Source organism: Pseudoxanthomonas daejeonensis, assembly GCF_010093205.1.
In the GTDB taxonomy this organism is placed as follows: domain Bacteria; phylum Pseudomonadota; class Gammaproteobacteria; order Xanthomonadales; family Xanthomonadaceae; genus Pseudoxanthomonas; species Pseudoxanthomonas daejeonensis.
This window is the reverse complement of sequence record NZ_PDWN01000016.1, coordinates 32,609-57,310: the sequence shown is the minus strand read 5'-3', so window position 1 is coordinate 57,310 and position 24,702 is coordinate 32,609. Positions and strand designations below refer to the sequence as shown.

Annotated in this window: 26 protein-coding genes and 1 tRNA gene; 14 read left to right on the top strand and 13 right to left on the bottom strand. The window is 69.4% G+C overall.

All coding sequences use genetic code 11. The features are described 5' to 3' along the window. Positions 1-15 precede the first annotated feature (15 nt). The 5 genes from CSC65_RS14545 (at position 16) to CSC65_RS14525 (ending at position 3,588) form a co-directional block, all read left to right on the top strand. On the top strand, positions 16-438 hold the full coding sequence (locus CSC65_RS14545) for a F0F1 ATP synthase subunit epsilon (protein ID WP_162411299.1): 423 nt from the start codon (positions 16-18) through the stop codon (positions 436-438). Positions 439-582: 144 nt separating this feature from the next. Further along, the gene (gene trpD, locus CSC65_RS14540) at positions 583-1,629 is read left to right on the top strand and encodes an anthranilate phosphoribosyltransferase (protein WP_162411333.1); all 1,047 of its coding nucleotides are present in this window, start codon (positions 583-585) and stop codon (positions 1,627-1,629) included. Further along, the gene (locus tag CSC65_RS14535; RefSeq protein ID WP_162411298.1) at positions 1,626-1,967 is read left to right on the top strand and encodes an antibiotic biosynthesis monooxygenase family protein; all 342 of its coding nucleotides are present in this window, start codon (positions 1,626-1,628) and stop codon (positions 1,965-1,967) included. Before trpD ends, CSC65_RS14535 begins: the two co-directional genes overlap by 4 nt. 76 nt (positions 1,968-2,043) lie before the next feature. Beyond that, complete coding sequence (gene trpC / locus CSC65_RS14530) at positions 2,044-2,838, top strand: indole-3-glycerol phosphate synthase TrpC (protein ID WP_162411297.1); 795 nt, start codon at positions 2,044-2,046, stop codon at positions 2,836-2,838. A gap of 24 nt (positions 2,839-2,862) precedes the next feature. Further along, the gene (locus CSC65_RS14525; protein WP_162411296.1) at positions 2,863-3,588 is read left to right on the top strand and encodes a haloacid dehalogenase-like hydrolase; all 726 of its coding nucleotides are present in this window, start codon (positions 2,863-2,865) and stop codon (positions 3,586-3,588) included. Between the two features lie 15 nt (positions 3,589-3,603). Here CSC65_RS14525 and CSC65_RS14520 read toward each other — a convergent pair whose 3' ends face one another. Continuing rightward, on the bottom strand, positions 3,604-4,356 hold the full coding sequence (locus CSC65_RS14520; RefSeq protein ID WP_162411295.1) for a sulfite exporter TauE/SafE family protein: 753 nt from the start codon (positions 4,354-4,356) through the stop codon (positions 3,604-3,606). 27 nt (positions 4,357-4,383) lie between these two features. Further along, on the bottom strand, positions 4,384-5,070 hold the full coding sequence (gene crp, locus CSC65_RS14515; protein WP_162411294.1) for a cAMP-activated global transcriptional regulator CRP: 687 nt from the start codon (positions 5,068-5,070) through the stop codon (positions 4,384-4,386). A gap of 128 nt (positions 5,071-5,198) precedes the next feature. On the opposite strand from crp, the gene speD reads away from it, so the two are divergent. Beyond that, a complete protein-coding gene (gene speD / locus CSC65_RS14510) occupies positions 5,199-5,993 on the top strand; it encodes an adenosylmethionine decarboxylase (RefSeq protein WP_162411332.1) in 795 nt (264 codons plus the stop codon). 185 nt (positions 5,994-6,178) lie between these two features. Beyond that, positions 6,179-6,499 (top strand): quaternary ammonium compound efflux SMR transporter SugE, encoded by a 321-nt coding sequence (sugE, locus tag CSC65_RS14505; protein ID WP_162411293.1) that lies wholly within the window; start codon positions 6,179-6,181, stop codon positions 6,497-6,499. A 129-nt stretch (positions 6,500-6,628) separates the two neighbouring features. Here the strand turns inward: sugE and coq7 are convergent, their stop codons facing one another. Beyond that, positions 6,629-7,270 carry a 2-polyprenyl-3-methyl-6-methoxy-1,4-benzoquinone monooxygenase gene (gene coq7 / locus CSC65_RS14500; protein ID WP_162411292.1) on the bottom strand — a complete coding sequence of 214 codons (642 nt, stop codon included), beginning with the start codon at positions 7,268-7,270 and terminating at the stop codon, positions 6,629-6,631. Positions 7,271-7,507: 237 nt separating this feature from the next. Between coq7 and rplM the strand changes: the two genes are divergently transcribed. From rplM to CSC65_RS14480, 4 genes are all read left to right on the top strand, one after another. Beyond that, the gene (gene rplM / locus CSC65_RS14495; RefSeq protein ID WP_162411291.1) at positions 7,508-7,936 is read left to right on the top strand and encodes a 50S ribosomal protein L13; all 429 of its coding nucleotides are present in this window, start codon (positions 7,508-7,510) and stop codon (positions 7,934-7,936) included. A 9-nt stretch (positions 7,937-7,945) separates the two neighbouring features. Next, complete coding sequence (gene rpsI / locus CSC65_RS14490) at positions 7,946-8,338, top strand: 30S ribosomal protein S9 (RefSeq protein ID WP_162411290.1); 393 nt, start codon at positions 7,946-7,948, stop codon at positions 8,336-8,338. A 131-nt stretch (positions 8,339-8,469) separates the two neighbouring features. After that, a tRNA-Gln gene (locus CSC65_RS14485) sits at positions 8,470-8,544 on the top strand. Between the two features lie 204 nt (positions 8,545-8,748). Next, positions 8,749-9,723 carry a sensor domain-containing diguanylate cyclase gene (locus CSC65_RS14480; RefSeq protein ID WP_162411289.1) on the top strand — a complete coding sequence of 325 codons (975 nt, stop codon included), beginning with the start codon at positions 8,749-8,751 and terminating at the stop codon, positions 9,721-9,723. Between the two features lie 20 nt (positions 9,724-9,743). Here CSC65_RS14480 and CSC65_RS14475 read toward each other — a convergent pair whose 3' ends face one another. From CSC65_RS14475 to ccoN, 10 genes are all read right to left on the bottom strand, one after another. Beyond that, a complete protein-coding gene (locus CSC65_RS14475; RefSeq protein ID WP_162411288.1) occupies positions 9,744-10,469 on the bottom strand; it encodes a sulfite exporter TauE/SafE family protein in 726 nt (241 codons plus the stop codon). A 1-nt stretch (position 10,470) separates the two neighbouring features. Then, positions 10,471-10,644: a cbb3-type cytochrome oxidase assembly protein CcoS gene (gene ccoS, locus CSC65_RS14470; protein WP_162411287.1), complete on the bottom strand. Its 174-nt coding sequence runs from the start codon at positions 10,642-10,644 to the stop codon at positions 10,471-10,473. Then, positions 10,641-13,115, bottom strand: a complete 2,475-nt coding sequence (locus CSC65_RS14465) for a heavy metal translocating P-type ATPase (RefSeq protein ID WP_238390417.1) — start codon at positions 13,113-13,115, stop codon at positions 10,641-10,643. The genes ccoS and CSC65_RS14465 overlap by 4 nt, the downstream gene beginning before the upstream one ends. 5 nt (positions 13,116-13,120) lie before the next feature. After that, complete coding sequence (locus CSC65_RS14460) at positions 13,121-13,648, bottom strand: FixH family protein (RefSeq protein WP_162411286.1); 528 nt, start codon at positions 13,646-13,648, stop codon at positions 13,121-13,123. Then, on the bottom strand, positions 13,645-15,204 hold the full coding sequence (locus CSC65_RS14455; protein ID WP_162411285.1) for a 4Fe-4S dicluster domain-containing protein: 1,560 nt from the start codon (positions 15,202-15,204) through the stop codon (positions 13,645-13,647). Before CSC65_RS14455 ends, CSC65_RS14460 begins: the two co-directional genes overlap by 4 nt. Positions 15,205-15,413: 209 nt before the next feature. Then, on the bottom strand, positions 15,414-15,710 hold the full coding sequence (locus CSC65_RS14450) for a hypothetical protein (RefSeq protein ID WP_162411284.1): 297 nt from the start codon (positions 15,708-15,710) through the stop codon (positions 15,414-15,416). Further along, positions 15,707-16,645, bottom strand: a complete 939-nt coding sequence (gene ccoP, locus CSC65_RS14445) for a cytochrome-c oxidase, cbb3-type subunit III (RefSeq protein WP_162411283.1) — start codon at positions 16,643-16,645, stop codon at positions 15,707-15,709. Before ccoP ends, CSC65_RS14450 begins: the two co-directional genes overlap by 4 nt. Next, entirely contained in the window at positions 16,642-16,800 is a 159-nt protein-coding gene (locus CSC65_RS14440) for a cbb3-type cytochrome oxidase subunit 3 (RefSeq protein WP_162411282.1), read from the bottom strand. Before CSC65_RS14440 ends, ccoP begins: the two co-directional genes overlap by 4 nt. Continuing rightward, positions 16,797-17,429 carry a cytochrome-c oxidase, cbb3-type subunit II gene (gene ccoO / locus CSC65_RS14435; RefSeq protein WP_162411281.1) on the bottom strand — a complete coding sequence of 211 codons (633 nt, stop codon included), beginning with the start codon at positions 17,427-17,429 and terminating at the stop codon, positions 16,797-16,799. The genes CSC65_RS14440 and ccoO overlap by 4 nt, the downstream gene beginning before the upstream one ends. A gap of 7 nt (positions 17,430-17,436) precedes the next feature. Next, positions 17,437-18,876 (bottom strand): cytochrome-c oxidase, cbb3-type subunit I, encoded by a 1,440-nt coding sequence (gene ccoN, locus CSC65_RS14430; protein ID WP_162411280.1) that lies wholly within the window; start codon positions 18,874-18,876, stop codon positions 17,437-17,439. A 284-nt stretch (positions 18,877-19,160) separates the two neighbouring features. On the opposite strand from ccoN, the gene CSC65_RS14425 reads away from it, so the two are divergent. From CSC65_RS14425 to CSC65_RS14415, 3 genes are all read left to right on the top strand, one after another. After that, positions 19,161-21,851 carry a bifunctional acetate--CoA ligase family protein/GNAT family N-acetyltransferase gene (locus CSC65_RS14425; protein ID WP_162411279.1) on the top strand — a complete coding sequence of 897 codons (2,691 nt, stop codon included), beginning with the start codon at positions 19,161-19,163 and terminating at the stop codon, positions 21,849-21,851. A gap of 85 nt (positions 21,852-21,936) precedes the next feature. Beyond that, the gene (locus tag CSC65_RS14420) at positions 21,937-22,833 is read left to right on the top strand and encodes an NAD(P)/FAD-dependent oxidoreductase (RefSeq protein ID WP_162411278.1); all 897 of its coding nucleotides are present in this window, start codon (positions 21,937-21,939) and stop codon (positions 22,831-22,833) included. 307 nt (positions 22,834-23,140) lie between these two features. Further along, positions 23,141-24,652, top strand: coding sequence for a DUF1254 domain-containing protein (locus CSC65_RS14415; RefSeq protein ID WP_202922895.1), 1,512 nt, complete (start codon positions 23,141-23,143; stop codon positions 24,650-24,652). Positions 24,653-24,702 lie beyond the last annotated feature (50 nt).

Sequence of the window (24,702 nt, the reverse complement as noted above, 5' to 3'; positions counted from 1 at the left end):
GCACAGCGAGGCCCCATGAGCACCATCCGTTGCGACATCGTCAGCGCCGAGCAGGAGATCTTCCACGGCGAGGCCACCCTGGTCGTGGCCACCGGCGAGCTGGGCGAGCTGGGCATCGCGCCGCGGCACGCACCGCTGATCACTCGCCTGAAGCCGGGCAAGGTCGTGGTGACGCTGCCTGACGGCGCGCACCTGGACTTCGCCATTTCCGGCGGCATCCTCGAGGTGCAGCCGCAGGTGGTGACGATCCTGGCCGACACCGCGATCCGCGCCGAGGACATCGACGAGGCCGCCGTGCGCAAGGCCAAGGAAGAAGCCGAACGCGTGCTGGCCAACCGCAGCGAAGCGATGGAAGTGGCCGAGGCGCAGCAGCGCCTGGCCGAGGTCACCGCCCAGCTGCAGGCGCTCGAGCGCCTGCGCCGCAACCTCAAGCACTGATCCGCGTACTGCCCGGCCCCGGCCGGCTGACGCAGCGAACGACGCCGGCCGATGCCGGCGTTTTTCGTTTCAGGCGCCACCGTGGCCGCCACGCGCTGGCCGGGCAGGTAGACTGCGATGGACTGTCCACCCAGCCGCACCACCATGACCATCACGCCCCAGGAAGCCCTGCAGCGCACGATCGAACACCGCGAGATCTTCCACGACGAGATGGTCGGGTTGATGCGGCAGGTGATGCGCGGCGACGTCTCGCCGGTCATGACCGCCGCGATCCTCACCGGATTGCGGGTGAAGAAGGAAACGGTCGGCGAGATCGCCGGAGCCGCCACCGTCATGCGCGAATTCTCGCTGACCGTGGACGTGGCCGACCGCAGCCGGCTGGTCGACATCGTCGGGACCGGCGGCGACGGCTCGCATACCTTCAACATCTCCACCTGCTCGATGTTCGTGGCCGCCGCGGCGGGTGCGCGGGTGGCCAAGCACGGCAACCGCAGCGTCTCCTCCAAGTCCGGCAGCGCGGACGTGCTCGAGGCGCTGGGGGCGTCGATCGATCTGCAGCCGGACCAGGTCGCGCAATCGATCGGACGCTGCGGCATCGGCTTCATGTTCGCGCCCGTGCACCACCCGGCGATGAAGGTCGTCGCGCCGGTGCGCCGCGAGATGGGCGTGCGCACGATCTTCAACATCCTCGGCCCGCTGACCAACCCGGCCGGTGCGCCGAACATCCTGATGGGCGTGTTCCATCCGGACCTGGTCGGCATCCAGGCGCGCGTGCTGCACGAACTGGGCGCCGAGCGCGCACTGGTGGTCTGGGGCCGCGATGGCATGGACGAGATCTCGCTGGGCGCGGCGACCATGGTCGGCGAGCTGCGCGACGGTGTGGTCCGCGAGTACGAGATCCACCCGGAGGATTTCGGCATCGCCATGTCGGCCAGCCGCAATCTCAAGGTGGCCGATGCGGCCGAATCGCGCGCGATGCTGCTGGGCGTGCTCGAGGGCGTGCCGGGGCCGGCGCGCGAGATCGTCGCGATCAATGCCGCTGCCGCGCTGTACGTGGCGGGCGTGGCGACGGATATCGCCGACGGCCTCGTGCGTGCGCGTGCGGCGATCGACAGCGGCGCGGCGCGGCAGGCACTGGCCGGCTTCGTCGAGACCACCCGCGAACTGTCCGGACAGGTTGCGCCGGCATGAGCGACACCGGCTTCGCGCGCCTGCCGGCGCCACCCTATTACGCGGTGGTGTTCAGTTCGCGGCGCAATGACGCCGATCCGGAAGGCTACGCAGCGGCGGCCGACCGCATGCTCGAACTCGCGCGGCAGCAACCCGGTTTCCTGGGCGTGGAGTCGGCGCGGGACGCCGGCGGCTTCGGCATCACGGTGTCGTACTGGGAAAGCGAGGCGGCGATCCGCGCGTGGCGCCAGCATGCCGAACATGCGGAAGTGCGCCGCCATGGCCGCACCCACTGGTATGCGCACTACGAACTGCGCGTGGCACGCGTGGAGCGTGCTTCGGGTTCCGCCGGCGGCTGAGCCCGCCGGAAGACGTGCCCGCGCCGGCTCGTGCGAGAATGCCGGTCCGCCGCCGAGCAAGAGCCCGCGACCGCCGATGAGCGACATCCTGCAGACCATCCTCGCCCGCAAGGCCGAGGAGATCGCCGAGCGCCGCACGCGCGTGCCGCTGGCCGACGTGGCCGCGCGCGCGCGCGATGCCGGCCCGGTGCGGGGATTCGCCGCGGCGATACAGGCGGCGATCGCCCATGGCGATCCGGCCGTCATCGCCGAAGTGAAGAAGGCCAGTCCCTCCAAGGGCGTCATCCGCGCGGACTTCCGGCCGTCCGAGATCGCGGTCAGCTACGAATTCGGCGGCGCGTCCTGCCTGTCGGTGCTGACCGACGTCGACTTCTTCCAGGGCAGCGACGACTACCTGCAGCAGGCGCGCGCCTCTTGCACGCTGCCGGTCCTGCGCAAGGATTTCACCGTCGACGCCTACCAGGTGCACGAAGCGCGCGTGCTTGGCGCCGACTGCATCCTGCTGATCGTCGCCGCGCTGGACGACACCCGCCTGGCCGACCTGTCGGGACTGGCGCTGGAACTGGGCATGGACGTGCTGGTCGAGGTCCACGACATCGACGAACTCGAGCGCGCGCTGCAGGTGCCGGTACCGCTGGTGGGCATCAACAACCGCAACCTGCGTACGTTCGAGGTCTCGCTCGACGTGACCCTGGAGATGAAGAACGCCGTGCCGCGCGATCGCCTGCTGGTCACCGAGAGCGGCATCCTGGTGCACGAGGACGTGGCGCGGATGCGCGCGGCGGGGGTGCATGCGTTCCTGGTCGGCGAGACCTTCATGCGTGCCGAGGAGCCGGGCGAGGCCTTGCGGCAGCTGTTCTTCGACAGGTAGGCACGAATGGATGAGCCCCGGCGCATGAACGACGCAGCGCAGTACCCGCCACCCGGCGAGGGTGCGCCGCTGGTGGTGTTCGATTTCGACCACACCCTGTACGACGGGGATTCGGGCAGCCACCTGTTCGCCTGGCTGATCCGGCGCAATCCGCTGCGCATGCTCGCCGCGCTGCTGGCCACGCCGGTGCTCGGGCCGATGGTCGCGTTCCTGCCGACCCGGCGCTGGGGCATCTCCGGCTACGTGTGGATCGGCAGCTTCGGCCTGCACGCGGCGCGCGAGTTCGACCGGGTGATCGACCGCTACGTGGCCACGCATCGCGAGCGGATCGCCGCGCGCCTGCTGCCGGTGGCGCTGGATGTCTTCGCCCGGCACCGGGTCCGTGGCGACCGGGTGGTCGTGGCGACCGGCGCGCCGCCCGAGCTGGCCCGGGCGATCCTGGCCTTCGTCGCCCATGAGGACGTTCCGGTGATCGGCACCGCGGTGGGTCCGCGCTGGGGCGCGGTCGTGGCCACGCGTCATTGCCACAACCAGGAAAAGGTGCGGATGCTGCGCGAACGCGGCTACATCGATATCGAGGCGGCCTATTCGGACAGCAGCGCCGACCTGCCGTTGCTGCAGGCTGCGCGCCGGCCTGTGGTCGTCAATCCGAAGCCGGGTCGGGTGGAGATGTTCCGCCGGGTGTTGCCGGCGGGCACGCCGATCCTCAACTGGGGTTGCCACGATCGAGGCGGCGATCCGGTCTCCTGACCGCGGGCCGCCGGCCTAGAGGTTCAGCAACGCGTGGCCGATCTGGTAAAGGCTGATGCACAGCACCAGCACGCCGACGGCCACAAGTACCCACTGCTCGCGCACGCGCTTGACCAGCACCGCGGCTACCGGCGCGGCGATCATGCCGCCGACCAGCAGTCCGGCGACGATCTGCAGGTGCTCCAGGCCGATCGACAGGAAAAAGGTGATCGAGACGGCCAGCGTCACCACGAACTCGGCCGCGTTGACCGAGCCGATCACGGTGCGGGCCTGGCCGCCGCCGGCCAGCAGCGTCGAGGTGGCCAGCGGTCCCCAGCCGCCGCCGCCGCTGGCATCGAGCAGCCCGGCGAAGAAGCCCAGCACGGGCACCCGGCGGACTTCGCGTCGTGGCACCAGCCGGCCACTGGCCCGGACCAGGATCAGCACGGACAGGACCAGCAGGTAGGCGTAGACGAACGGTCGGATGATCTCGCCCGGGATCTGGGTGAGGACGTAGGCGCCGATGACGCCGCCGATCACGCCAGGCACGGCCAGGCGCAGGAACAGGCGCCGGTCGACATTGCCCATGGCCAGGTGCGAGGCCCCGGAGGCGCCGGTGGTGAAGACCTCGGCGGCGTGGATGCTGGCACTGACCTGGGCTGGGGGCAGGCCCATGCCCAGCAGCACCGACGAGGACACCAGGCCATAGGCCATGCCCAGCGCCCCGTCGATCAGCTGCGCACACAGCCCGATCAGGACGAACCAGAAGAAAGTTTCCCCGAATTCCATCAATGCGCGGCCCGGCCGCCGCGGCCGTCAGCGGGTGCCGTAGAGCACCACGGTCTTGCCACGCGCATGCAACTGGCCGTCGATCTGGAGCTTCTTCAGCACCCGGCCGGCCATCTCGCGCGAGCACCCGACCAGGCGCGCCAGTTCCTGCCGCGATACGCGCATCTGGGTTCCCTGCGGGTGGCTCATCGACTCCGGCTCCTTGGCCAGGTCGTGCAGGGTGCGCACGATCCGGTCGGTGACGTCCAGGAAGGCCAGGCGGCTGGCCTTGCGGCTGGTGGTCAGCAGGCGGCGCGAGAGCTGCACGCCGATGGAATAGAGCAGGCGCGGGGCGTCGCCGGACAGCGGGCCCAGCATCAGCTGCTGCAGGCGGTCGTAGCTGATTTCGGCCAGCTCGCAGGCGCTGCGGGTGCGCAGGATGACCTCGCGGCTGTCGGACTCGATGAACAGGCCCATTTCGCCGACGAACTCGCCCGCGCCGTAGTAGCCCAGGACCAGTTCGCGGCCGTCTTCTTCCTCGGCAATGATGCTGACCGAGCCGTTGACCACGTAATAGAGCGTGCCTGCCGGGTCACCCGGGCGGAACACGTCGGTGCGGTTGGGGTAGCGCCGGCGCTGGCAATGGGCCAGGAAACGCTCGATGGCGGCCTGATCCAGCAAGAGCGGGCTGCTGGTGAAGCGCAGGGGAGTCACGGCGAGGTTCCTGTGTTTCATGGGATTCGAAGCGCCCGAAGATAGCCGGCCGCGGGTCGTCCGGCAAACCCCGGTGACATCCAGACATACCGCGGTCACCGGCTTTGGCCCATAATGCCGCGTTTTCCACCCCCAGAGGCATGACCGCCGTGGTCAAACCGCTGCCGCGCCTGAGGCTGCAAGGCTTCAACAACCTGACCAAGGCGTTGAGCTTCAACATCTATGACGTCTGCTATGCGGTCTCCGAAGACGAGCGCCAGCGCTACATCGAGTACATCGATGAGGCGTACAACGCCGACCGTCTGACCCAGATCCTGACCGACGTGGCCCAGATCATCGGCGCCAACATCCTGAACGTGGCCCGCCAGGACTACGACCCGCAGGGTGCCTCGGTGACCATCCTCATTTCCGAGGAGCCGGTGATCGACAAGAAGCAGGCCGGCAAGGAGGTCATCTCCGAGGCCGTGGTCGCGCACATGGACAAGAGCCACATCACCGTCCATACCTACCCGGAAACGCACCCGCAGAACGGGATCGCGACCTTCCGCGCGGACATCGACGTGGCCACCTGTGGCGTGATCTCGCCGCTGAAGGCGCTGAACTACCTGATCGAGAGCTTCGAGTCCGACATCGTGGTGATGGACTACCGCGTGCGCGGCTTCACCCGCGACATCAAGGGCAAGAAGCACTACATCGACCACAAGATCAATTCGATCCAGGACTACCTGGCGAAGAACATCAAGTCGCGCTACGAGTCGATCGACGTGAACGTCTACCAGGAAAACATCTTCCATACGAAGACGCACCTGAAGGAGTTCGACCTCGACACCTACCTGTTCGAGGAAAAGGCGCGGAATCTCTCGTTCAAGGAGCGGATGCGGATCGAGGCGCTGCTCAAGCGCGAGATCGAAGAACTGTTCCACGGGCGCAACCTGTCGGAATAGGCCTGTCCGCGTCGCCGGGTGACGGGGGATTCAGCCTGCCGGTGGCAGGATCGCTGCACGAATTCGCGGGACGTCCCGCGCGCGGCCCAGGCCGCGGACGAAGACCGACGGCGGTCCGGAGCCTTGCTCCGGGCCGCTTTTTTTATCCCTGCGTTCTGATTCCCGCGACCGAAGGAGAAATGACGATGGCGTGGACCTACCTGCTGCTGGCCGGCCTGTTCGAGATCGGGTTCGCCCTCGGCCTCAAGCACACCGAGGGTTTCACCCGGCTCTGGCCCAGCCTGGGCACAGCCGCCGCGGCCGCCGTGAGCCTGTACCTGATGACCCTGGCCATGCGCTCGATCCCGGTCGGGACCGCCTACGCGGTATGGACCGGCATCGGCGCGGTCGGGGTGGCGCTGATGGGCATCGTGCTGCTGGGAGAGAGCGCGTCGCCGGCCCGGCTGGCCTGCATCGGCCTGATCGTGGCCGGAGTGGCGGGCCTGAAGCTGGTGTCGCCGGCCTGAGCATGCAGCGCGCGGGTTGCCACGGAGCCGGCCTGGATCGCGGGGCGGGATCTGCCCCGCAGGCCTGGTCCGCCTCGCATGGGAGCAGCGGGGCAAGCCCTGCTGCGCGGGCCGGAGAACTGCGCGCGGTCAGAGGCGGTAGGCGACCAGTTTCATCAGCCGGGAGGCGCCGGCCATCACCATCGGGATGGGGGCCGGCAGCACCCTGGCCCCGGCCTGCTCGGCATGGTCGGCGTGGCGGGCCTCGTCTTCCTTCATCACCCGGATGATTTCCCGGCTGCGCTCATCGGCGGCCGGCAGGGATTCCAGGTGCTCGTCCAGGTGCGCCTCGACCTGGCGTTCGGTCTCCACCACGAAGCCCAGGTTCCAGCCGTCCCCGCGCAGCCCGGCCAGTGTGCCGATCGCATAGCTGCCGGCGTACCAGAGCGGGTTGAACAGGCTGGGACGGCTGTCGAGCTCGCGCAGTCGCTGCGCGCACCATGCGAGGTGGTCGGTCTCCTCCTGCGCCGCTTCCAGCAGGTGCCCGCGCGTGGCCGGATCCCGGGCAACGGCGGCCTGGCCGAAGTACAGCCCCTGGGCACAGACCTCGCCGACATGGTTGATCCGCATCAGGCCGGCGGCGTGGCGCCGGGCCGGCTTCGGCAGGACCGGGTCGGCGGCCTGCGCCGGACAGGGTCGGGAAGCCGGGGGGTCGCCCAGGGTGGTTTCCAGCGCGCGCTGGGCCTCGACCAGGATGCGATCGAGCGGGGACAGGTGGCGAACGGCGGACATGCAGGCTCCAGGACGCGTCGACCGGGCCAGTGGAGGGTCCGGCACAGGATTGTCCGCCGGGCGGCCGGGGGCTGCCAAGCCGCGACGCGGGACAGGGAGGACAACACTCCGGCAAGTTGCACGGGGCGGCCCGGACGGGTATCATCCCGCCTCTTTGCTGCACCTTTCACAACGCGAGGCAAAGTTCCGCCCGGGCAATCCGGACCCGGAATCCGCCCGACCAACCACCAGGTTCCCATGAAGACTTTCATCGCCAAGTCCGAGACCGTCCAGCGCGACTGGTATCTCGTCGACGCCTCCGGCAAGACCCTCGGCCGCCTCGCCGCCGAAATCGCCCACCGCCTGCGCGGCAAGCACAAGCCCGTCTACACCCCGCACGTCGATACCGGCGATTACCTCGTCGTGATCAACGCCGAGAAGATCACGGTGACCGGCAGGAAGCTGCAGGACAAGATGTACTACCGCTTCACCGGGTACATCGGCAACCTCAAGAGCGAGTCATTGGGCCAGGCGCTGGAGCGCCACCCCGAGCGCGTGCTCGAGATCGCCGTCAAGGGCATGCTGCCGAAGGGTCCGCTGGGTCGTGCGATGTACCGCAAGCTCAAGGTCTACTCCGGTTCCGAACACCCGCACGCGGCGCAGCAGCCGCAGCCGCTGGACATCTAAGGCACAACGATGGCTACCACTCAGAATTACGGCACCGGCCGTCGCAAGTCCTCCACCGCCCGCGTGTTCCTGCGCAAGGGTAATGGCAGCATCACCGTCAACGGCCGTCCGCTGGACGAGTTCTTCGGTCGCGAAACGGCGCGCATGATCGTGCGCCAGCCGCTCGAGCTGACCCAGAGCATGGACAAGTTCGACATCGTCGTCACCGCCGCCGGCGGCGGCACCACCGGCCAGGCCGGTGCGATCCGCCTGGGCATCGCCCGCGCGCTGGTCGAGTACGACGAGTCGCTGAAGAGCGACCTGCGCAAGGCCGGGTTCATGACCCGCGACGCGCGCGAGGTCGAGCGCAAGAAGGTCGGCCTGCACAAGGCACGCCGCGCTTCGCAGTTCTCCAAGCGCTGATGCGTTTGGCCGGTCGCATCTCCTTCCGGGAGGTGCGGCTGCGGTGGATCGGGCAGGCCCAGGCTTGCCCGGTTCCGCCACTGGCGGGATGCATTCACCCGCCGCCGGGACTATAATTCCGGCCTGCCTACAGCCCCGTCGCCAAGCGGTAAGGCACCTGACTCTGACTCAGGCATTCGGAGGTTCGAATCCTTCCGGGGCTGCCATTTTCGGGAAAAGCCCGGCCGCAAGGCCGGGCTTTTTTGTATCCCGCTGCAGGCGCAGTTCTGTGCGCACGGTCAAAGTCCCGTCGCGCCGCATGGCATGCTACTTGCGTCTATGTTGGCCACCCGTCGCAGTCGTCCGTCATGCCCCAGCTGCAACCCCAGACCGAATCCGGAATCCGGCATTTCATCCGGTACACGTGCGCCATGCGCGCGCTGGGCTTCTATGCCGGCATGCTCGGGATCGGCTCGGCGTTGCTCGGGCAGGATGCGTCGGCCACGTTGCTGCTGTTGCTCGCCTTCACCTGCCTGGGCTGGCCCGTCCTGGCCTGGCGCCTGTCCAATGCCACGGCCGATCCGCTGAAGGCCGAGTTCCGCAACCTCACCATCGATACCGGGCTGGCGGGATTCTGGATCGCGATGGCCCAGTTCGACCTCCTGCCCAGTGCGCTGCTGGCGTCGGTGATGGCGATGGACCGTACCGTCGCCGGTGGTTGGCCGCTGACCCGGCGCTCGATGGGAGTGATGGTGCTGGTGGCGCTGGTGACCGCTGCCTTCAACGGCTTTGCGTTCCAGCCACACAGCAGCTTCGCCACCATGCTGTGGTGCTTGCCGTTCCTGATGCTGTACCTGCTGGCGGTCGGCGCGTCGACCCGGATGTTCGCCGACAATGTGCGTGCGCAGAAGCGCGCGCTGGAACAGGGCTCGCGGATCGATGCGCAGACCGGCCTGGCCACGCGCCCGCAATGGCTGGCGCTGGTCGGGGCGGAACTGCGGCGTTTCCAGCGCTACGGCGCGGTGTCGTCTTTGCTGATGGTCGACATCGACCGCTTCAAGCGGATCAACGACAGCGCCGGCCACCTCGCGGGCGACCAGGTGATCCACGAGGTCTGCGCGATCCTGCGCGAAGGCCTGCGCAGCGCCGATACGGCCGGTCGCTATGGTGGCGACGAATTCGGCGTGCTGTTGCCCGGAACCGAGCGCCAGGCCGCCCGTGAAGTGGCCGAGCGCCTGCGCCGCGCGGTGGCCACCCAGGTAGCGGTCGGCGGCGAGCCGGTCACCCTGAGCATCGGAGTCGCCGAACTGGGGCAGGGCATGGAATCGATCGAGGACTGGACCGGCGCCGCGGACGAGGCGCTGTACCGGGCCAAGGACGCCGGGCGCGACTGCGTCTGCGACTGACCGCGACTCGGCCGCGGGCTTCAGCCGGCGTGGGGTCGGCAGCCCAGCGCCGCCAGCGGTCCGTGCAGCGCCGGTACCTGCATCAGCCAAGGCGCGGCCACGGTCAGCAGCCCGGCGCAAAGCACCACGCCCCCCAGCGCCATGCGCAGGCCGGGGCGTTGCAGCCAGCGGTTCATGCGTGCCCCCGACCAGGTCAGCGGCAGCATCACCGGAAGCGTACCCAGGCCGAAAGCGGCCATTACCAGAGCGCCACCGCCTGCGCTGGCCTGCAGCCAGGCCACGGTAAGCAGGCCCAGGCTCAGGCCGCACGGCATCCAGCCCCACAGCGCGCCCAGCGCGATCCGCCGCCACGGGCGATCGGCCGGCAGCAGGCGTCGATGCACTGGCTGCATCCAGCGCCAGGCGCGAACGCCCGGTCGTGCGAAGAAATCCAGGCGCCCGCCGCGATCAAGCAGGCGCAGCGCCACCAGGATCAGCGCCACGCCGGCCGCCATGCGCACGCCGGTGGTGAGCGCCTCGATCCGCAGCACGCGCAGCAGTCCGCCGCCCAGGCCGCCGGCCAGCGCGCCGGCGATGACATATCCGCCGATGCGTCCGAGGTTGGCCTGCCAGGCCACCGCCAGCGGCCGCCCGGGGGCCATGGCCGGGAAACCGGCGGCGATGCCGCCGCACATCACCGCGCAATGCACGCCGCCGAGCAGTCCGGCCAGCAGCGCAGCGAGCAGGGTTGGCAGGTCGATCGGCACCTCAGCGCTCGCGCCGGTCCACCGGCGGCGCGGGACGGTCGTCGTCCTCGAGGATGTCCAGCGCCGGCGTATCGAGGTCGTCGAACTGGCCGCGCTTGACCGCCCATACGAACGCGGCCACGGCCACGCCCATCAATACGAGGCTGATCGGGATGAGCAGCAGCAGGATGTTCATGGGGCTTCCTTCGCCGGCAACGGTGCGCTGGGGACAAGCGTGTGCGCCGATGGCTTCGTGGGCCGCGCCAGGCGCAGCGCGTTGAGGGTGACGGCCAGCGAGGACAGCGCCATGCCCAGCGCGGCCAGCCATGGCGTGACCAGGCCGGCCGCGGCCAGGGGCAATGCGAGCAGGTTGTAGCCGCCGGCCCACGCGAGGTTCTGCCGGATGATGCGATGGGTCTGCCGTGCGAGCACGATCGCCTCGGGGATGCGCTGCAGTGTGCCGCCGGTGGTGACCATGTCGGCGGCGCGGTGCGCCAGCGGCGCACCTTCGCCCATGGCGATCGATACGTCGGCGCCGGCGAGTACGGGCGCATCGTTGAGGCCGTCGCCGACCATGGCTACGACGCGGCCTTGCGCCTGCAGCCGGCGTACCAGCGCCAGCTTGTCTTCCGGCACCTGCCGGGCGTGGGCCTCGTCCAGCGGGAGGGACATGGCCATGCGTGCGACCGCCGCCGCGCCATCGCCACTGGCCAGGTGCAGGTGCAGGCCCTGCGCACGCAACTGCGCCAGCGCGGCGGGCGCGTCGTCGCGGGCGCGCTCTTCCAGCACGAAACGTGCGCACGCGCTCGTGCCATCGCCAAGCCACAGTGCGCCATCGTCCTCGCCGGCGCCGGCGAAATCGGCGCGGCCCAGTCGCCAGGTGCGTCCTTCGACCTGGCCCTGCACGCCACGCCCGGGCACGGTTTCGACCTGGGTGGCTGGCAGGGGCGAGGCATCGACGCGGGCGAACGCGTTGGCCAGCGGATGGCCGCTGTCGCGCTCGAGCGCTGCGGCGATGCGCAAAGCGAGGTCAGGGTGGATCAGGTTGCCGGGTGTCTCCACGGCAGCAAGCACCGGCCGGCCATCGCTGAGCGTGCCGGTCTTGTCGAAGACGATGTCGGTGGCGCGGCCCAGCGTATCCAGCGCGTCCGGGCGCACGGCGAGCAGGCCGATGCGCGCCAGTGCGCCGTGCGCGGCGGCCAGCGCGGCCGGCACGGCCAGCGACAGCGCGCACGGGCAGCTGATCACCAGCAGGGCCAAGGTCACTTCCAGCGCGCGTGCCGGTTCGTGGTACCGCCAACCGATGAAGACCAGCAGCGCCACCGGCAACAGGAACAGCACGAAACGGCTGGCGAGGCGGTCGGCGACGCGCGCCAGGGCAGGGCGGTGCGCTTGTGCCTGTTCGACCAGCCGTGCCAGCTGCGAGATCCGGGTCGCCGGGCCGGTGCAGGTCACGCGCAGCCGCGCCGGCCGCTCGCGGCACACGGTTCCGGCGTACACCGCGTCGCCGTCCACCTTGCGTACCGGTGCCGCTTCGCCGGTGAGCAGGGCTTCCTCGAACCATGCCTCCTCGCCGAGCAGCCTGCCGTCGGCGGGAACCGATTCGCCGGCCGCCACGCAGGCGATGTCGCCGGCTCGCAGCGCGGACAGCGGCACCGTCTCGCGCCCGCCATCGTCCCGTTCGCGCGTGGCGAAGGCCGGGCGCGCCCGCGCGAGCGCATCGACCTGCGCGCTGGCCACGCTGCGCGCGCGCTGCTCGAGCATGCGCGCGGCCAGCAGCAGGAACACGAACATCACCGCCGCGTCGTACCAGACATGCTCGCCGCCGCGGATCGTCTCGAACAGGCTGGCGAAATAGGCCAGCAGGGCCGAGCCGGCAACCAGCACGTCCATGCCCAGGCGGCGTTCGCGCAGTTCGCGCATCGCCCCGGCGATGAACGGCCAGCCTGAGTAGAACACCACCGGCGTGCTCAGCAGGAAGGTCAGCCAGCGGAAGAAGTCGCGCGTGGCCACCGGCATGGTGTTGTCGAAGTCCAGGTACAGCGCCTCGGCCAGCATCATCGCCTGCAGCGTGCCGAGGCCGGCGATGCCCAGCCGCAGCAGCCAGCGGCGGCGGTCGCGCACGCGTTCGCGCTCCAGCGCCTCGCTGCCGGCCAGGTACGGCCGGTAGCCGAGCATGGCCAGGCGTTGCAACGGCGCCGACAGCGTCGTGCGCGCCGGATCCCAGGTGATGCGGATCCGCCCGGTGACCGCGTTCGCGGTGGCGTCGGTCACGCCCGGTTCGCGTGCCATCGCCCGGTCGATCAGCCACGCGCAGGCGGCGCAGCGCATGCCGTCGGTGAGCACAGTGATCTCGCGACCGCCTTCGACCACGCGACTATGCTCGGCCTGCACGTCGGACCGGTCCCATACCGACAGGTCCGGCAACTCGTCGCCGACCCTGCCGGCATTGGCGTTGCGCAGGCGGTAGTAGCCATCCAGTTCGGCACGGGCGATCCACTCGGCCGCGGCGGCGCAGCCCTGGCAGCAGAACGCACGCGCTTGGCCGTCGAGTTCCTGCACGCACGCGTGCGTGGGCAGCGCCTCTCCGCAGTGGTGGCAGGTACCGGCGACCGCGACGGACGCGGGCAGGCTTGCTGCCGACAGCGAGGCCGGGCCGACGGACACGCTGCTCAGCCGCTCGCGTCGGGCGAGGGCGTGCCCAGCGAGGGCGCCAGGCGTGCGGCGTGCTGCTGTTTGGGCAGGCGTCCGTGCAGGCGCCAGCTGCCGTCGGCGGCCTGCAGCTGCACCACCCAGTCGTGCTGTGGATCGACCGCCTGCTGCAGGCGCCAGCCCGGCCCTTCCGGCACCAGTTCCAGGTGCAGGTCCTCGGCCTTGCGGGCCGGATGCTCGAGCACCAGGCGCAGCGGCTGGCCACGCACGAAATCACCGGTAGCCGGCAACACCTCGACGATGCCGTCCTCCACCCGCAGCACCGCGCTGAGGCCGCGCTTGCCCGCCTCCGCGTCCGGGCCCAGGTCGGTGGTCTGGATCTGCGCCACGCGGCGCACCGGGTCGTTGACCGCATCGGCGCCGCCGGTGCGCGTGGCGATCACCAGCAGGCCCACGCCGGCGACGATCGACAGCAGCGGCAGGCCGACCACCAGCCACATCACCGGGTTGCGCCACGTGGAGGCTCGGGTTTCGGGCGAATCGTTCATGGGGTGGGTCCGAAGAAACTGCTGTCGATGGTGCGCCGCTCGCGACCGTCCTCGCTTTCGACGACGAAGCGGATCTCGTGGCGACCGCCGATGCCTGGATCGGCGGCGACGCTCAAGGTGACCGGCAAGACCTGCTCGGGACCGGCTTCGACCATCGATGGGCCGGACAGGCGCAGGCTGGCGCCGGCCCCTCCGGCGCTCTCCAGGGTGATGCGGTAGCGGCGCGCTTCCTGGCTCTTGTTGATCAGCTTGAGCGTGTAGTCGTTCTCGACGTGGCCGTCGGCGGCCTCGCGATACAGCGCATTGCGGTCGCGCAACACTTCGGCGATCAGTTCGCTGCGATGGGTCACGCCCCAGGCCCAGGCGCCGCACAGGCCCAGCAGCAGCAACCCGTAGACGAGGATGCGCGGGCGCAGCACGCGGGTGGACTTGCCGTCGATCGCGTTCTGGGTCGAATAGCGGATCAGGCCACGCGGGTAGCCCACCTTGTCCATCACCTCGTCGCAGGCGTCGATGCAGGCGCCGCAGGCGATGCACTCGTACTGCAGCCCGTTGCGGATGTCGATGCCGGTCGGACAGACCTGCACGCAGATCGTGCAGTCGATGCAGTCGCCCAGTTCCTCGGCCGCGAATTTCGGCAGCGGCTCGGCCATCGCACCGGCGCCGGCCAGGCTGATCGTGCCGTGCGCCTGGATCCGGTTGTCGGCCGCCGAAGGATGCCGGCTTGCCCGGAACACATAGTCGTAGGCGGCGACCGGATCGATCAGCCCGCGGGCGCGCTGCAGCACGCTGGCCAGGCCACGCTTGCGCGGGCCGCGCGGCTCGCCGCGCATCGGGTCGTAGGCGATCAGCAGGGTGTTGCGATCGAACATCGCGCTCTGGAAGCGCGCGTACGGGCACATGTACTTGCACACCTGCTCGCGCAGGAAGCCGGCGTTGCCCCAGGTGGCCAGCGCATAGAACAGCACCCAGAAAGTCTCCCAGCCACCCCAGCCGAACGGGACGATGCGCGCGCCCAGGTCGGTGATCGGGGTGAAGAAGCCGACGAAGGTGAAACCGGTCCACAACGCGAACACCGCCCACAGCGCGTGCTTGCCGCCCTTGCGCAGCACTTTCTCGCCGGTCCACGGACCGGCATCGAGCTTCATCCGCTTGCCACGGTCGCCCTCGGTCCAGCGCTCCATCCACAGGAACACTTCGGTCCACACCGTCTGCGGGCAGGCATAGCCGCACCACAGCCGCCCGGCCAGCGCGGTGAAGAAGAACAGCGCCATCGCCGCGATGATCAGCAGCAGGGCCAGGAACAGGAAGTCCTGCGGCCAGAACACCAGTCCGAACACGTAGAACTTGCGCGCCGGCAGGTCGAACAGTACCGCCTGGCGGCCATCCCAGTGCAGCCACGGGAAAAGGTAGAACATGCCCAGCAGCCACACTACGGCGGCCACGCGCAGGCGGTTGAAGCGCCCGGACACGTCGCGCGGATAGACCTTGCGCTCGCTGACGTAGAACGAGTTTCCCTGGTCGTCGACGACGTCCAGCGGGATGCGCTTGCTCATGGTTGCCGTCCTGGCTGCGGCCGTGCGCGTGCGCAGGAGCGGGGCGGGCTGGACTGGCCGGTGCGGGGGAATCGGGTCGGGTTCATGGTGTCGGCTTGGCCGCTCGCGGCGTGGCTGGCGGATCGTGGCTCCGCATCCATCCCAGTATCCGCAAACCCGCGCCGTGCGCCAGACGACAAATTGCCGCAGGGGCGCGCATCGCGCCCGGGCTATCCCGGCGGCAACGGCCGGTTGAAGCGACTGGACGGACGCAGCAGGATCCAGGTGAACAGGCTGGACGACGCGGTCGCCAGCCAGAACATGAAGAAGCCCAGCGTATAGCCGAGCTCGCGGGTGATCTGCAGCTGCGGGAAGGTGAGGTCGCGCAGCGCCAGCGGGTCGACGAAGGCGAAGAACACCATCGTCGCCACGCCGGCAGCGAAGAAGCTGGGCCAGGCGATGGCCCCCACGCGCTGCGCGAGCGGGCGTGGGGGATGGTCGAAGCGCGGCTCGCTGAAATCGGTCACTTCACGCCCTGCTGGCTCCCTGTCTGGGTCGCATTATGCGACAGCGACCAGACGTAGGCGGCGACCAGGCGTGCACGGGTTTCGCCCAGCAGCTCGCGGTGCGCCGGCATGCTGCCGTGGCGGCCGTGGGCGATGGTCTGGTACAGGCTCTCGCGGCTGCTGCCATACATCCAGTACGCGTCGGTCAGGTCCGGTGCGCCCAGGTCCGCGTTGCCGGTGCCGTCGATGCCGTGGCAGGCCGCGCACACGCCCTCGTAGAGCTTGCGGCCGCGCGCTGCCATGTAGTTGTTCTGCAGCGTTTCCGGCGCCGACAGCGTGCGCACGTAGGCGATGGTGTAGTCGATCGCGTCCGGGCCGCCCATGCCGGTGAGCACCGTTCCCCACTCGGGCATCATGCCCTCGCGCCCGTCGAGCACCGTCTGCAGGATGTGGTCCGGCGAACCGCCCCAGTGCCAGATGTCGTCGGTCAGGTTCGGATAGCCGATCGCACCCTGGCCCGAGGAGCCATGGCAGGTGGCGCAGGTGTTGCTGAAGATCGAGCGGCCCAAGGCCACCGCCTTCGGGTCCTGCGCCAGCGCATCGATGGCCTGGCCGGCGAAGGGCTTGAACGTCTGCTCGAGCTTGGCGTCCTCGATGGCTTTTTCCTTGCTGTGCTCGTTCACCGAGGTCCAGCCGCCGTAGCTGGGCACGCCGCCAAGGCCGCCGAACCAGAACAGGTAGGCGATGGCGAAGACGATGGTCAGGTAGAACAGGTTGATCCACCACTTCGGCAGCGGCTTGTTGTACTCGGTGATGTCGCCGTCCCAGATGTGGGACGTGTCCTCGGGCTTGGGATCGCCCGGGCGCCGCCGCGCGGTCCACCACAGCAGCCACACGCATCCGAGGATGTTGATGGCCACCAGGACGATGACGAACCAGGTCCATCCGCTTGTCATGCCACGTTCCCCTTGTCTTGCAGGCCGGCGTCGCCGTCGTCCAGCGGCAGCTGCGCCGCCTCGTCGAACGCACGCTTGCGCTTCGGGCTCCAGGCCCAGATCCAGCCGCCGATGAACAGCACCAGCAGCGCCCCCGTCACCAGCCCGGCGATCATGGCTGGCCTCCACGCGGCGCGTGCCGGCCCAGCGCCTGCAGGTAGGCGACCATCGCATCCAGTTCGGTCTTGCCCTCTACGTCTGCGGCGGCCTGCGCGATCTGCTCGTCGGTGTAGGGATCGCCCAGCGTCTTGAGCGCGGACATGCGTCGGGCCACTGTCTTCCCGTCGACCTTGTTTTCCTGCAGCCAGGGGAAGCCGGGCATGTTCGATTCCGGCACCACGTCGCGCGGGTTGATCAGGTGCACGCGATGCCAGTCGTCGGAGTAGCGGCCACCGACCCGGGCCAGGTCCGGCCCGGTGCGCTTGCTGCCCCACTGGAACGGACGGTCGTAGACCGATTCGCCCGCCAGCGAGTAGTGGCCGTAGCGTTCGGTCTCGAAGCGCAGGGTGCGGACCATCTGCGAGTGGCAGTTGTAGCAGCCCTCGCGTACGTACACGTCGCGGCCGGCCAGTTGCAGCGCCGGGTAGGGCTCCACGCCTTCCAGCGGCTTGATCGCTTCGGCCTGGAACATCAGCGGCACGATCTGGGCAAGACCGCCGAAGGAGATGGCGACCGCGATCAGTACGGCCATCAGGCCGACGTTCTTCTCGATCTTCTCGTGCGGATTCTGGTTGTGTTCGCTCATGGGGGCCTCAGGCGCGCACTTGGGAAGCGTCGACCGGCAGCAGCGGCTGTTCGGCGATCGCGGGGGCGGCGCGGTAGGTGCGCACCAGGTTCCAGGCCATCACGAACATGCCGGCCAGGACCAGCAGGCCGCCGAACAGCCGGATCAGGTAGTACGGATAGGTCGCGGCGAGCGCCTCGACGAAGCTGTAGGTCAGCGTGCCGTCGTCGTTGGTGGCGCGCCACATCAGGCCCTGCATCACGCCGGCGATCCACATCGAGGCGATGTAGAACACCACGCCCAGGGTGTGCATCCAGAAGTGCAGGTCGATCGCCTTGATCGAGTACATCTGTTCGCGGCCGAGCAGCCTGGGCAGCAGCGAATAGATCGAGCCGATCGAGATCATCGCAACCCAGCCCAGCGCGCCGGCGTGGACGTGGCCCACGGTCCAGTCGGTGTAGTGGGACAGCGAGTTGACCGTCTTGATCGACATCATCGGCCCCTCGAAGGTGGCGATCATGTAGAACGAGATGGCCACGATCAGGAACTTCAGGATCGGGTCGGTGCGCAGCTTGTACCAGACGCCCGACAGGGTCATCACGCCATTGATCGCGCCGCCCCAGGACGGGGCCAGCAGGATCAGCGAGAACACCATGCCCAGCGACTGCGCCCAGTCCGGAAGCGCCGTGTACAGCAGGTGGTGCGGGCCGGCCCACATATAGATGGCGATCAGCGCCCAGAAGTGCACGATCGACAGGCGGTAGGAGTAGATCGGCCGCCCGGCCTGCTTGGGCACGAAGTAGTACATCATCCCGAGGAAGCCGGCGGTCAGCAGGAACCCGACCGCATTGTGGCCGTACCACCACTGCACCATCGCATCGACCGCGCCGCTGTAGATCGAATACGACTTGCCCAGGCCGACCGGGATGGCCAGGTTGTTGACGATGTGCAGCAGGGCGATGGCGATGATGTAGGCGCCATAGAACCAGTTGGCCACGTAGATGTGCTTGACCCGGCGCTTGACGATCGTGCCGAAGAACAGGGCCCCGTAGGCCACCCAGACGACCGTGATCAGCAGGTCGACCGGCCACTCCAGCTCGGCGTACTCCTTGCCCTGGGTCAGGCCCAGCGGCAGGGTGATCGCCGCCAGCAGGATCACCAGCTGCCAGCCCCAGAACACGAAGGCGGCCAGCCGGTCGGAGATCAGGCGCACGTGGCAGGTGCGCTGGACCACGTGCAGGCTGGTGGCGAACAGCGCGCTGCCACCGAAGGCGAAGATCACCGCATTGGTGTGCAGTGGCCGCAACCGGCCGTAGCTGAGCCACGGCAGGTCGAAGTTCAATGCCGGCCAGTACAGCTGGGCGGCGATGAGGACGCCCACGGCCATGCCCACGATGCCCCAGACCACGGTCATCACCGCGAACTGCCGCACCACCTTGTCGTTGTATGTCCCCTGCACGCTTTGCATGCGGCCCGATCCTCAGTCTGAACGGGGGCAATCATCCCCCTGTGGGGTGATCCGGGCATTGATCGTGATCAATGCGCGCCGGATGGCATCCGGGTTACCCATAGAAACTGGCCGTCGCCATGCCCCGTGAACGGAGAACCGCCTGGCTGCCGGCTGGCAGTGGGTGAGCCCTGGCCGGCAGCATACGCGCCGGCCGCGGCGATTGGACCGGACACATTGTCCGGGTGGGCCTGCCGGCGGACGGGTTGTATGGTTCCCGCCATGGACGAGGAAGGTTCGACGCGATGAGCACCTATGCCCTGGAGGCGGTATTCCGCCCGCGTTCGGTCGCCGTGGTCGGGGCCAGCCCCCGCGAGCGTTCGGTCGGGCGCGCGGTGGTACGCAACCTCCGGGAGGCCGGTTTCGCCGGGCCGGTGGGCCTGGTCAATCCGAAGCACCGCCAGATCGACGGCCTGGCTGCGGTGGCTCGGCTGGCCGACCTGCCGTTCAAGCCGGAACTGGTCGTGGTCTCCACCCCGGCCGCGACCGTGCCCGGGGTGATCGCCGAAGCGGTGGCGGTCGGCGCCCGGGCGGCTGTGGTGGTCTCCGCCGGCCTGGGCCAGGGGCCCGGGTCGCTGCTGGAGCAGTTGCGCGACATCGCCCGTCCGCACGGCCTGCGCATCGTCGGACCCAACTGCCTGGGGGTGATGGCGCCGCACGCCGGGCTCAACGTCAGCTTCGCCGCGCGCAGCCCGCTCAAGGGCGACCTGGCGCTGGTGTCCCAGTCCGGCGCGGTCGCCTCGGGCCTGGTGGAGTGGGGCGTGGCCCGTTCGATCGGGTTCTCGGCGGTGGTCTCGCTGGGCGATGCGCTGGACGTGGACTTCGGCGACCTGCTGGACTGGTTCGCGCAGGACCCCAAGACCCGCGCGATCCTGCTCTACATCGAATCGATCCGCGACGCGCGCAAGTTCATGTCCGCCGCCCGCGCGGCCGCGCGCGCCAAGCCCGTCGTGGTGGTCAAGTCCGGCCGCCATGCGCAGGGGGCGAAGGCGGCGGCCACGCACACCGGCGCGCTGGCCGGGTCCGACGCGGTCTACGACGCCGCTTTCCGCCGCGCCGGCCTGCTGCGGGTGCTGGCGCTGGACGAACTGTTCGCCGCCGCCAAGACCCTGGGCCACCTGCGCCAGGCGCCGGGGCGGCGGCTGGCGATCCTGACCAACGGCGGCGGCATCGGCGTGCTCGCGGTGGACCGGCTGGTCGACCTGGGCGGCACCCTGGCCGCGCTGGACGAGGCGACCGTGCGCCGCCTGGACCGCGTGCTGCCGCCGACCTGGTCGCGCTCCAATCCGGTGGACATCGTCGGCGACGCCGACGCATCGCGCTACTCGGAAGCGCTCGAAGCCCTGTTGTCGGACCGCGAGAACGACGCGGTGCTGGTGATGAACGTGCCTACCGCCCTGGCCTCCTCGAGCGAGGCCGCCGACGCGGTGACGCAGGTGCTGTCGCGGCGGCCGCGACCCGGTGCCGGCAAGCCGGTGCTGGGGGTCTGGCTGGGCCGCGAAGCCGAAGCGCTGAAGTCACTCGAAGCGGCCGGCGTGCCGACCTACACCACCGAGGCCGGCGCGGTGCGCGGCTACACCTACCTGGTCCGGCATCGCGAGGCGCAGCAGGCGCTGATGGAGACGCCCCCGAGCCTGCCCGAGGATTTCGTGGTCGACAGCGCCGCCGCGCAGGCCGTGGTCGCCGGCGCGCTGGCGCAGGGACGGCAGTGGCTGGACCCGCTGGAAGTCACCGCATTGATGGCGGCCTACGGCATCCCGATCACGCCGGTGACCCTGGCGCGCGACGCTGACGCCGCAGTGGCTGCGGCCGCGCCTTCGCTGGTGGCCGGCCAGCAGGTCGCGCTGAAGATCCTCTCGCCCGACATCGTGCACAAATCCGACGTTGACGGCGTGCGCCTGAACCTGGCCACCGAGGCTGCGGTGCGTGAAGCCGCCGCCGCGATCCTCGCCCGCGCGCGCGAACTCAGGCCGGACGCGAAGATCGAGGGCGTGACCGTGCATCCGATGATCGTGCGGCCCAAGGCGCGCGAGCTGATCGCCGGCCTGGCCGACGATCCCACGTTCGGACCGGTGGTGGTGTTCGGTCGCGGTGGCACGGCGGTGGAGGTGATCGACGACAAGGCGCTGGCGCTTCCGCCGCTGGACCTGCGCCTGGCCCACGACCTGATCTCGCGCACGCGCGTGTCGCGCATCCTCAAGGCCTACCGCGACGTGCCGGCCGCCGACGAGCGCGCGGTTGCGCTGGTGCTGGTCAAGCTCGCGCAGCTGGCGGCCGACATCCCGCAGGTGCGCGAACTGGACATCAATCCGCTGCTGGCCGACAAGGACGGCGTGATCGCGGTGGACGCCAGGGTCGCGGTGGCACCGCACCCGGGCCCGGCGCAGAAGGGGCCGTGGCATTCGCGCTTCGTGATCCGGCCGTATCCGAAGGAATGGGAGCGCCATGTCGAGCTGGCCCACGGCCGGCGCATGTTCGTGCGCCCCGTCCGGCCCGAGGACGAAGCGCTGTTCCTGCAGTTCTTCTCGCGGGTGACCGAAGAGGACCTGCGCCTGCGCTTTTTCTCCGCGGTGCGCCATTTCAGCCACGAATTCATCGCCCGCCTGACCCAGCTCGACTACGCGCGCTCGATCGCGCTGGTGGCGATCGACCCGGAGAACGGCGAGATGCTCGGCGCGGTGCGCCTGCTGGCCGACGCCAACTACGAACGGGGCGAGTACGGCATCCTCGTGCGCTCGGACCTGAAGGGTTACGGCATCGGCTGGCAGCTGATGCGGATCATGATCGAGTACGCCGGCACCATTGGACTGAAAGTGGTCGAAGGGCAGGTCCTGCGCGAGAACGTGACCATGCTGGCGATGTGCCAGCAGCTCGGGTTCCGGATCCGCCCGGACGCGGACGACGCGACGCTCATGGACGTGACGCTGCAGGTGTAGGCCGCTGAGTGGAATCGCGGCCTGCGCATGCCGTTCACGCGCCATGCCTATCGTGTGCACCAGTCCAGTAGCGCGAGAGGCGGCGATGGCCGGGAGTTCCTGCGACGACGTCGTGGTGGTCGGCGCCGGTCCGGCCGGGCTGACCGCGGCGATCTACCTGGGCCGCCTGCTGCGCACGGTGCGCGTGCTCGACGCCGGCGCCAGTCGCGCCCGCTGGATCCCGGAGAGCAACAACTGCCCGGGATTCCCGCAGGGCATCGCCGGGATCGACCTGCTGGCGCGACTGCGCGAGCAGGCCACTTCCTTCGGCGCACGTTTCGAAAGCGCCACGGTGACCAGCCTGCTGCGCGACGGCGACGGATTCCAGCTGGCGGATGCGCAGGGCCACCGCTGGCGCGCGCCCACGGTGATCCTCGCCACCGGCCTGGCCGACCGCCTTCCGGACGTCGACGACGTCGAGGGCGCCATCGCCTGCGGCGCCTTGCGCCTGTGCCCGGTCTGCGATGCCTACGAGGTGACCGACCGGAATATCGGCATCCATGGCCCATGGGCGTCGATCGTCTCCCATGCACGTTTCCTGCGCGGCTACAGCGCGCGCCTGACCCTGCTGCCGACCGACACAGTCGGGACGCTCGACGGCGAGGGCGGCCTGGATGCGCGCGTACTGCCCGCGGGTGGGCAGCTGGTCTTCGATGGCAGGCGCTGCGGTTATGCCGTCGATGGCGACCGCGACTGGTTCGACACCGTCTATCCCTTCCTGGGCAGCCGCAGCAGTGCCCGGCTGGCGCAACAGGCCGGCGTCACGCTCACCGGCACCGGCGAAATTCCAGTCGATCGCAGCCACCAGACCACCGGCGTGCCCGGCCTGTATGCGATCGGCGATGTCGTCAGCGGGCTCAACCAGATCTCGGTGGCGGTGGGCCAGGCGGCAGTGGCGGCGCTGGACGCGCACGCCAGGCTCCCGTTCGTGCCGCGCCGCTGATCCACGCGATCCATACCGGGTTCGGCTGCACCCATGCATACCCGTGCGGGGACGTTGAACGGCCGCTGCGGGCGGAGCGCCGCTGCGCCGCAGCGGGTCGTTACGCATTTTTACCTATCATCCCGTAGGTTGATTCGCGGATGTCCACGGGCCGCCCGTGCGCGCAATCTTCACTCCAGCTGCAACAGAACGATGGCAACCCAGGGGCCACCACGCCCGGGTAGGCGGTGACGACGCGGCACCAGGCACTACCGGTGCAGTCATCGACGGAAGATGGAACCAGACGGGAGGGGACACGATGAGCGTTATGCCTGCAGCGATCGCGCAAGGCCACGTGCAACACGCAGGTCCGGAGGGCGCCGGCATCCGGGGACGCCGCCTCCGCTGGCTACTGGGACTGGCGATGCTCGCGCTGGTCCAGGCGGCCTGCAACCGGGCTACGGGCCCGGCCGATGCGGCTGCGGGCCCGGTACCGGCCAGCATGGCGGCCTCGCCGGACGAACTGCGTGCGATCACCAGGGAGGCCTACATCTACGGCTTCCCGATGGTCGACAGCTACCGGATCCAGCATTCCTACTTCGTCGACACGGCCAACCCCGAGTACAAGGGCTCGTGGAACCAGGTCCACAACGTGGCGCGCGTGTTCACCCCGCAGGACAAGGCGATCCAGACACCCAACTCGGACACGCCGTACTCCTTCCTCGGCGCCGACCTGCGCGCCGAGCCGCTGGTGATCAGCGTGCCGGCCATGGATCCGGCCCGCTACTACTCGCTGCAGTTCATCGACATGTACACCCACAACTTCGCCTACGTCGGCAGCCGGGCCACCGGCAATGACGCGGGCCACTTCCTGCTGGCCGGTCCCGGCTGGGACGGGGAGGTGCCGAAGGGGATCAAGTCGGTGATCCGTTCGGAGACCGAACTGGCCTTCGTGCTCTACCGCACCCAGCTGTTCGGCGAGGATGACATCGACGCGGTCAAGCAGGTCCAGGCCGGCTACCGCGTGCAGCCGCTGTCGCAGTTCGCCGCCGCCGCCGCGCCGGAACCGCTGCGACCGGTGGACTTCCCGGTGCCGTTGTCGCCCGAGGCGCAAAAGACCTCGCCGGAGTTCTTCGCGCTGCTCAACTTCCTGCTGCAGTACGCACCGACCCACCCGAGCGAGACCGCGCTGATGGAGCGCTTCGCCAAGGCCGGCATCGGTGCGGGGAAGACATTCGACGTGGCCGCGCTGTCGCCGGAACAACGCCAGGCGGTGGAAGCCGGCATGGCCGACGCGCTGGCCGCGTTCGCGCAGTACAAGGCCGGGATGATCGACACCGGCAAGAAGAGCAGCGCCGACGGATTCGGCACGCGCGAGTTCCTCGACAACGACTACCTGGCCCGGATGGCGTCGGCCCTGCTGGGCATCTACGGAAACTCCAAGGAGGAAGCCAATTACCCGGCCTATTTCGTGGATTCGGAGGGCAAGCCACTCGACGGGGCGAACAACCGCTACACGGTGCACTTCGAGCCGGGCAAGCTGCCGCCGGTCAATTCGTTCTGGTCGCTGACCATGTACGAACTGCCCGCCAGCCTGCTGACCGAGAATCCGATCAACCGCTACCTGATCAACTCGCCGATGGAGAAAAGCCTGGTGCGCGATCCCGACGGCGGGATCACCCTCTACATCCAGCACGAATCGCCGGGCGAGGGCAAGGAAGCCAACTGGCTGCCGGCGCCCGCGAGCCCGTTCTTCATGGTGATGCGCGAGTACTGGCCCAAGCCCGAGGCACTGGACGGCTCCTGGAAGGCGCCGCCGGCCGTGCGCACCGCCGAATGACCATTGCCGCGGGCGCACCCCGCAATGCCCGGACCCCCGAACTCAATCCT

Excerpts from the sequence above, each read along its gene's own strand:
- CSC65_RS14545 (WP_162411299.1), top strand. The coding sequence starts at position 16 with ATGAGCACCATCCGTTGCGACATCGTCAGCGCCGAGCAGGAGATCTTC.
- trpD (WP_162411333.1), top strand. The coding sequence starts at position 583 with ATGACCATCACGCCCCAGGAAGCCCTGCAGCGCACGATCGAACACCGC.
- CSC65_RS14535 (WP_162411298.1), top strand. The coding sequence starts at position 1,626 with ATGAGCGACACCGGCTTCGCGCGCCTGCCGGCGCCACCCTATTACGCG.
- trpC (WP_162411297.1), top strand. The coding sequence starts at position 2,044 with ATGAGCGACATCCTGCAGACCATCCTCGCCCGCAAGGCCGAGGAGATC.
- CSC65_RS14525 (WP_162411296.1), top strand. The coding sequence starts at position 2,863 with ATGAACGACGCAGCGCAGTACCCGCCACCCGGCGAGGGTGCGCCGCTG.
- CSC65_RS14520 (WP_162411295.1), bottom strand. The coding sequence starts at position 4,356 with ATGGAATTCGGGGAAACTTTCTTCTGGTTCGTCCTGATCGGGCTGTGT.
- crp (WP_162411294.1), bottom strand. The coding sequence starts at position 5,070 with ATGAAACACAGGAACCTCGCCGTGACTCCCCTGCGCTTCACCAGCAGC.
- sugE (WP_162411293.1), top strand. The coding sequence starts at position 6,179 with ATGGCGTGGACCTACCTGCTGCTGGCCGGCCTGTTCGAGATCGGGTTC.
- coq7 (WP_162411292.1), bottom strand. The coding sequence starts at position 7,270 with ATGTCCGCCGTTCGCCACCTGTCCCCGCTCGATCGCATCCTGGTCGAG.
- rplM (WP_162411291.1), top strand. The coding sequence starts at position 7,508 with ATGAAGACTTTCATCGCCAAGTCCGAGACCGTCCAGCGCGACTGGTAT.
- rpsI (WP_162411290.1), top strand. The coding sequence starts at position 7,946 with ATGGCTACCACTCAGAATTACGGCACCGGCCGTCGCAAGTCCTCCACC.
- CSC65_RS14480 (WP_162411289.1), top strand. The coding sequence starts at position 8,749 with ATGCGCGCGCTGGGCTTCTATGCCGGCATGCTCGGGATCGGCTCGGCG.
- ccoS (WP_162411287.1), bottom strand. The coding sequence starts at position 10,644 with ATGAACATCCTGCTGCTGCTCATCCCGATCAGCCTCGTATTGATGGGC.
- CSC65_RS14460 (WP_162411286.1), bottom strand. The coding sequence starts at position 13,648 with ATGAACGATTCGCCCGAAACCCGAGCCTCCACGTGGCGCAACCCGGTG.
- CSC65_RS14455 (WP_162411285.1), bottom strand. The coding sequence starts at position 15,204 with ATGAGCAAGCGCATCCCGCTGGACGTCGTCGACGACCAGGGAAACTCG.
- ccoP (WP_162411283.1), bottom strand. The coding sequence starts at position 16,645 with ATGACAAGCGGATGGACCTGGTTCGTCATCGTCCTGGTGGCCATCAAC.
- CSC65_RS14440 (WP_162411282.1), bottom strand. The coding sequence starts at position 16,800 with ATGATCGCCGGGCTGGTGACGGGGGCGCTGCTGGTGCTGTTCATCGGC.
- ccoO (WP_162411281.1), bottom strand. The coding sequence starts at position 17,429 with ATGAGCGAACACAACCAGAATCCGCACGAGAAGATCGAGAAGAACGTC.
- ccoN (WP_162411280.1), bottom strand. The coding sequence starts at position 18,876 with ATGCAAAGCGTGCAGGGGACATACAACGACAAGGTGGTGCGGCAGTTC.
- CSC65_RS14425 (WP_162411279.1), top strand. The coding sequence starts at position 19,161 with ATGAGCACCTATGCCCTGGAGGCGGTATTCCGCCCGCGTTCGGTCGCC.
- CSC65_RS14420 (WP_162411278.1), top strand. The coding sequence starts at position 21,937 with ATGGCCGGGAGTTCCTGCGACGACGTCGTGGTGGTCGGCGCCGGTCCG.
- CSC65_RS14415 (WP_202922895.1), top strand. The coding sequence starts at position 23,141 with ATGCCTGCAGCGATCGCGCAAGGCCACGTGCAACACGCAGGTCCGGAG.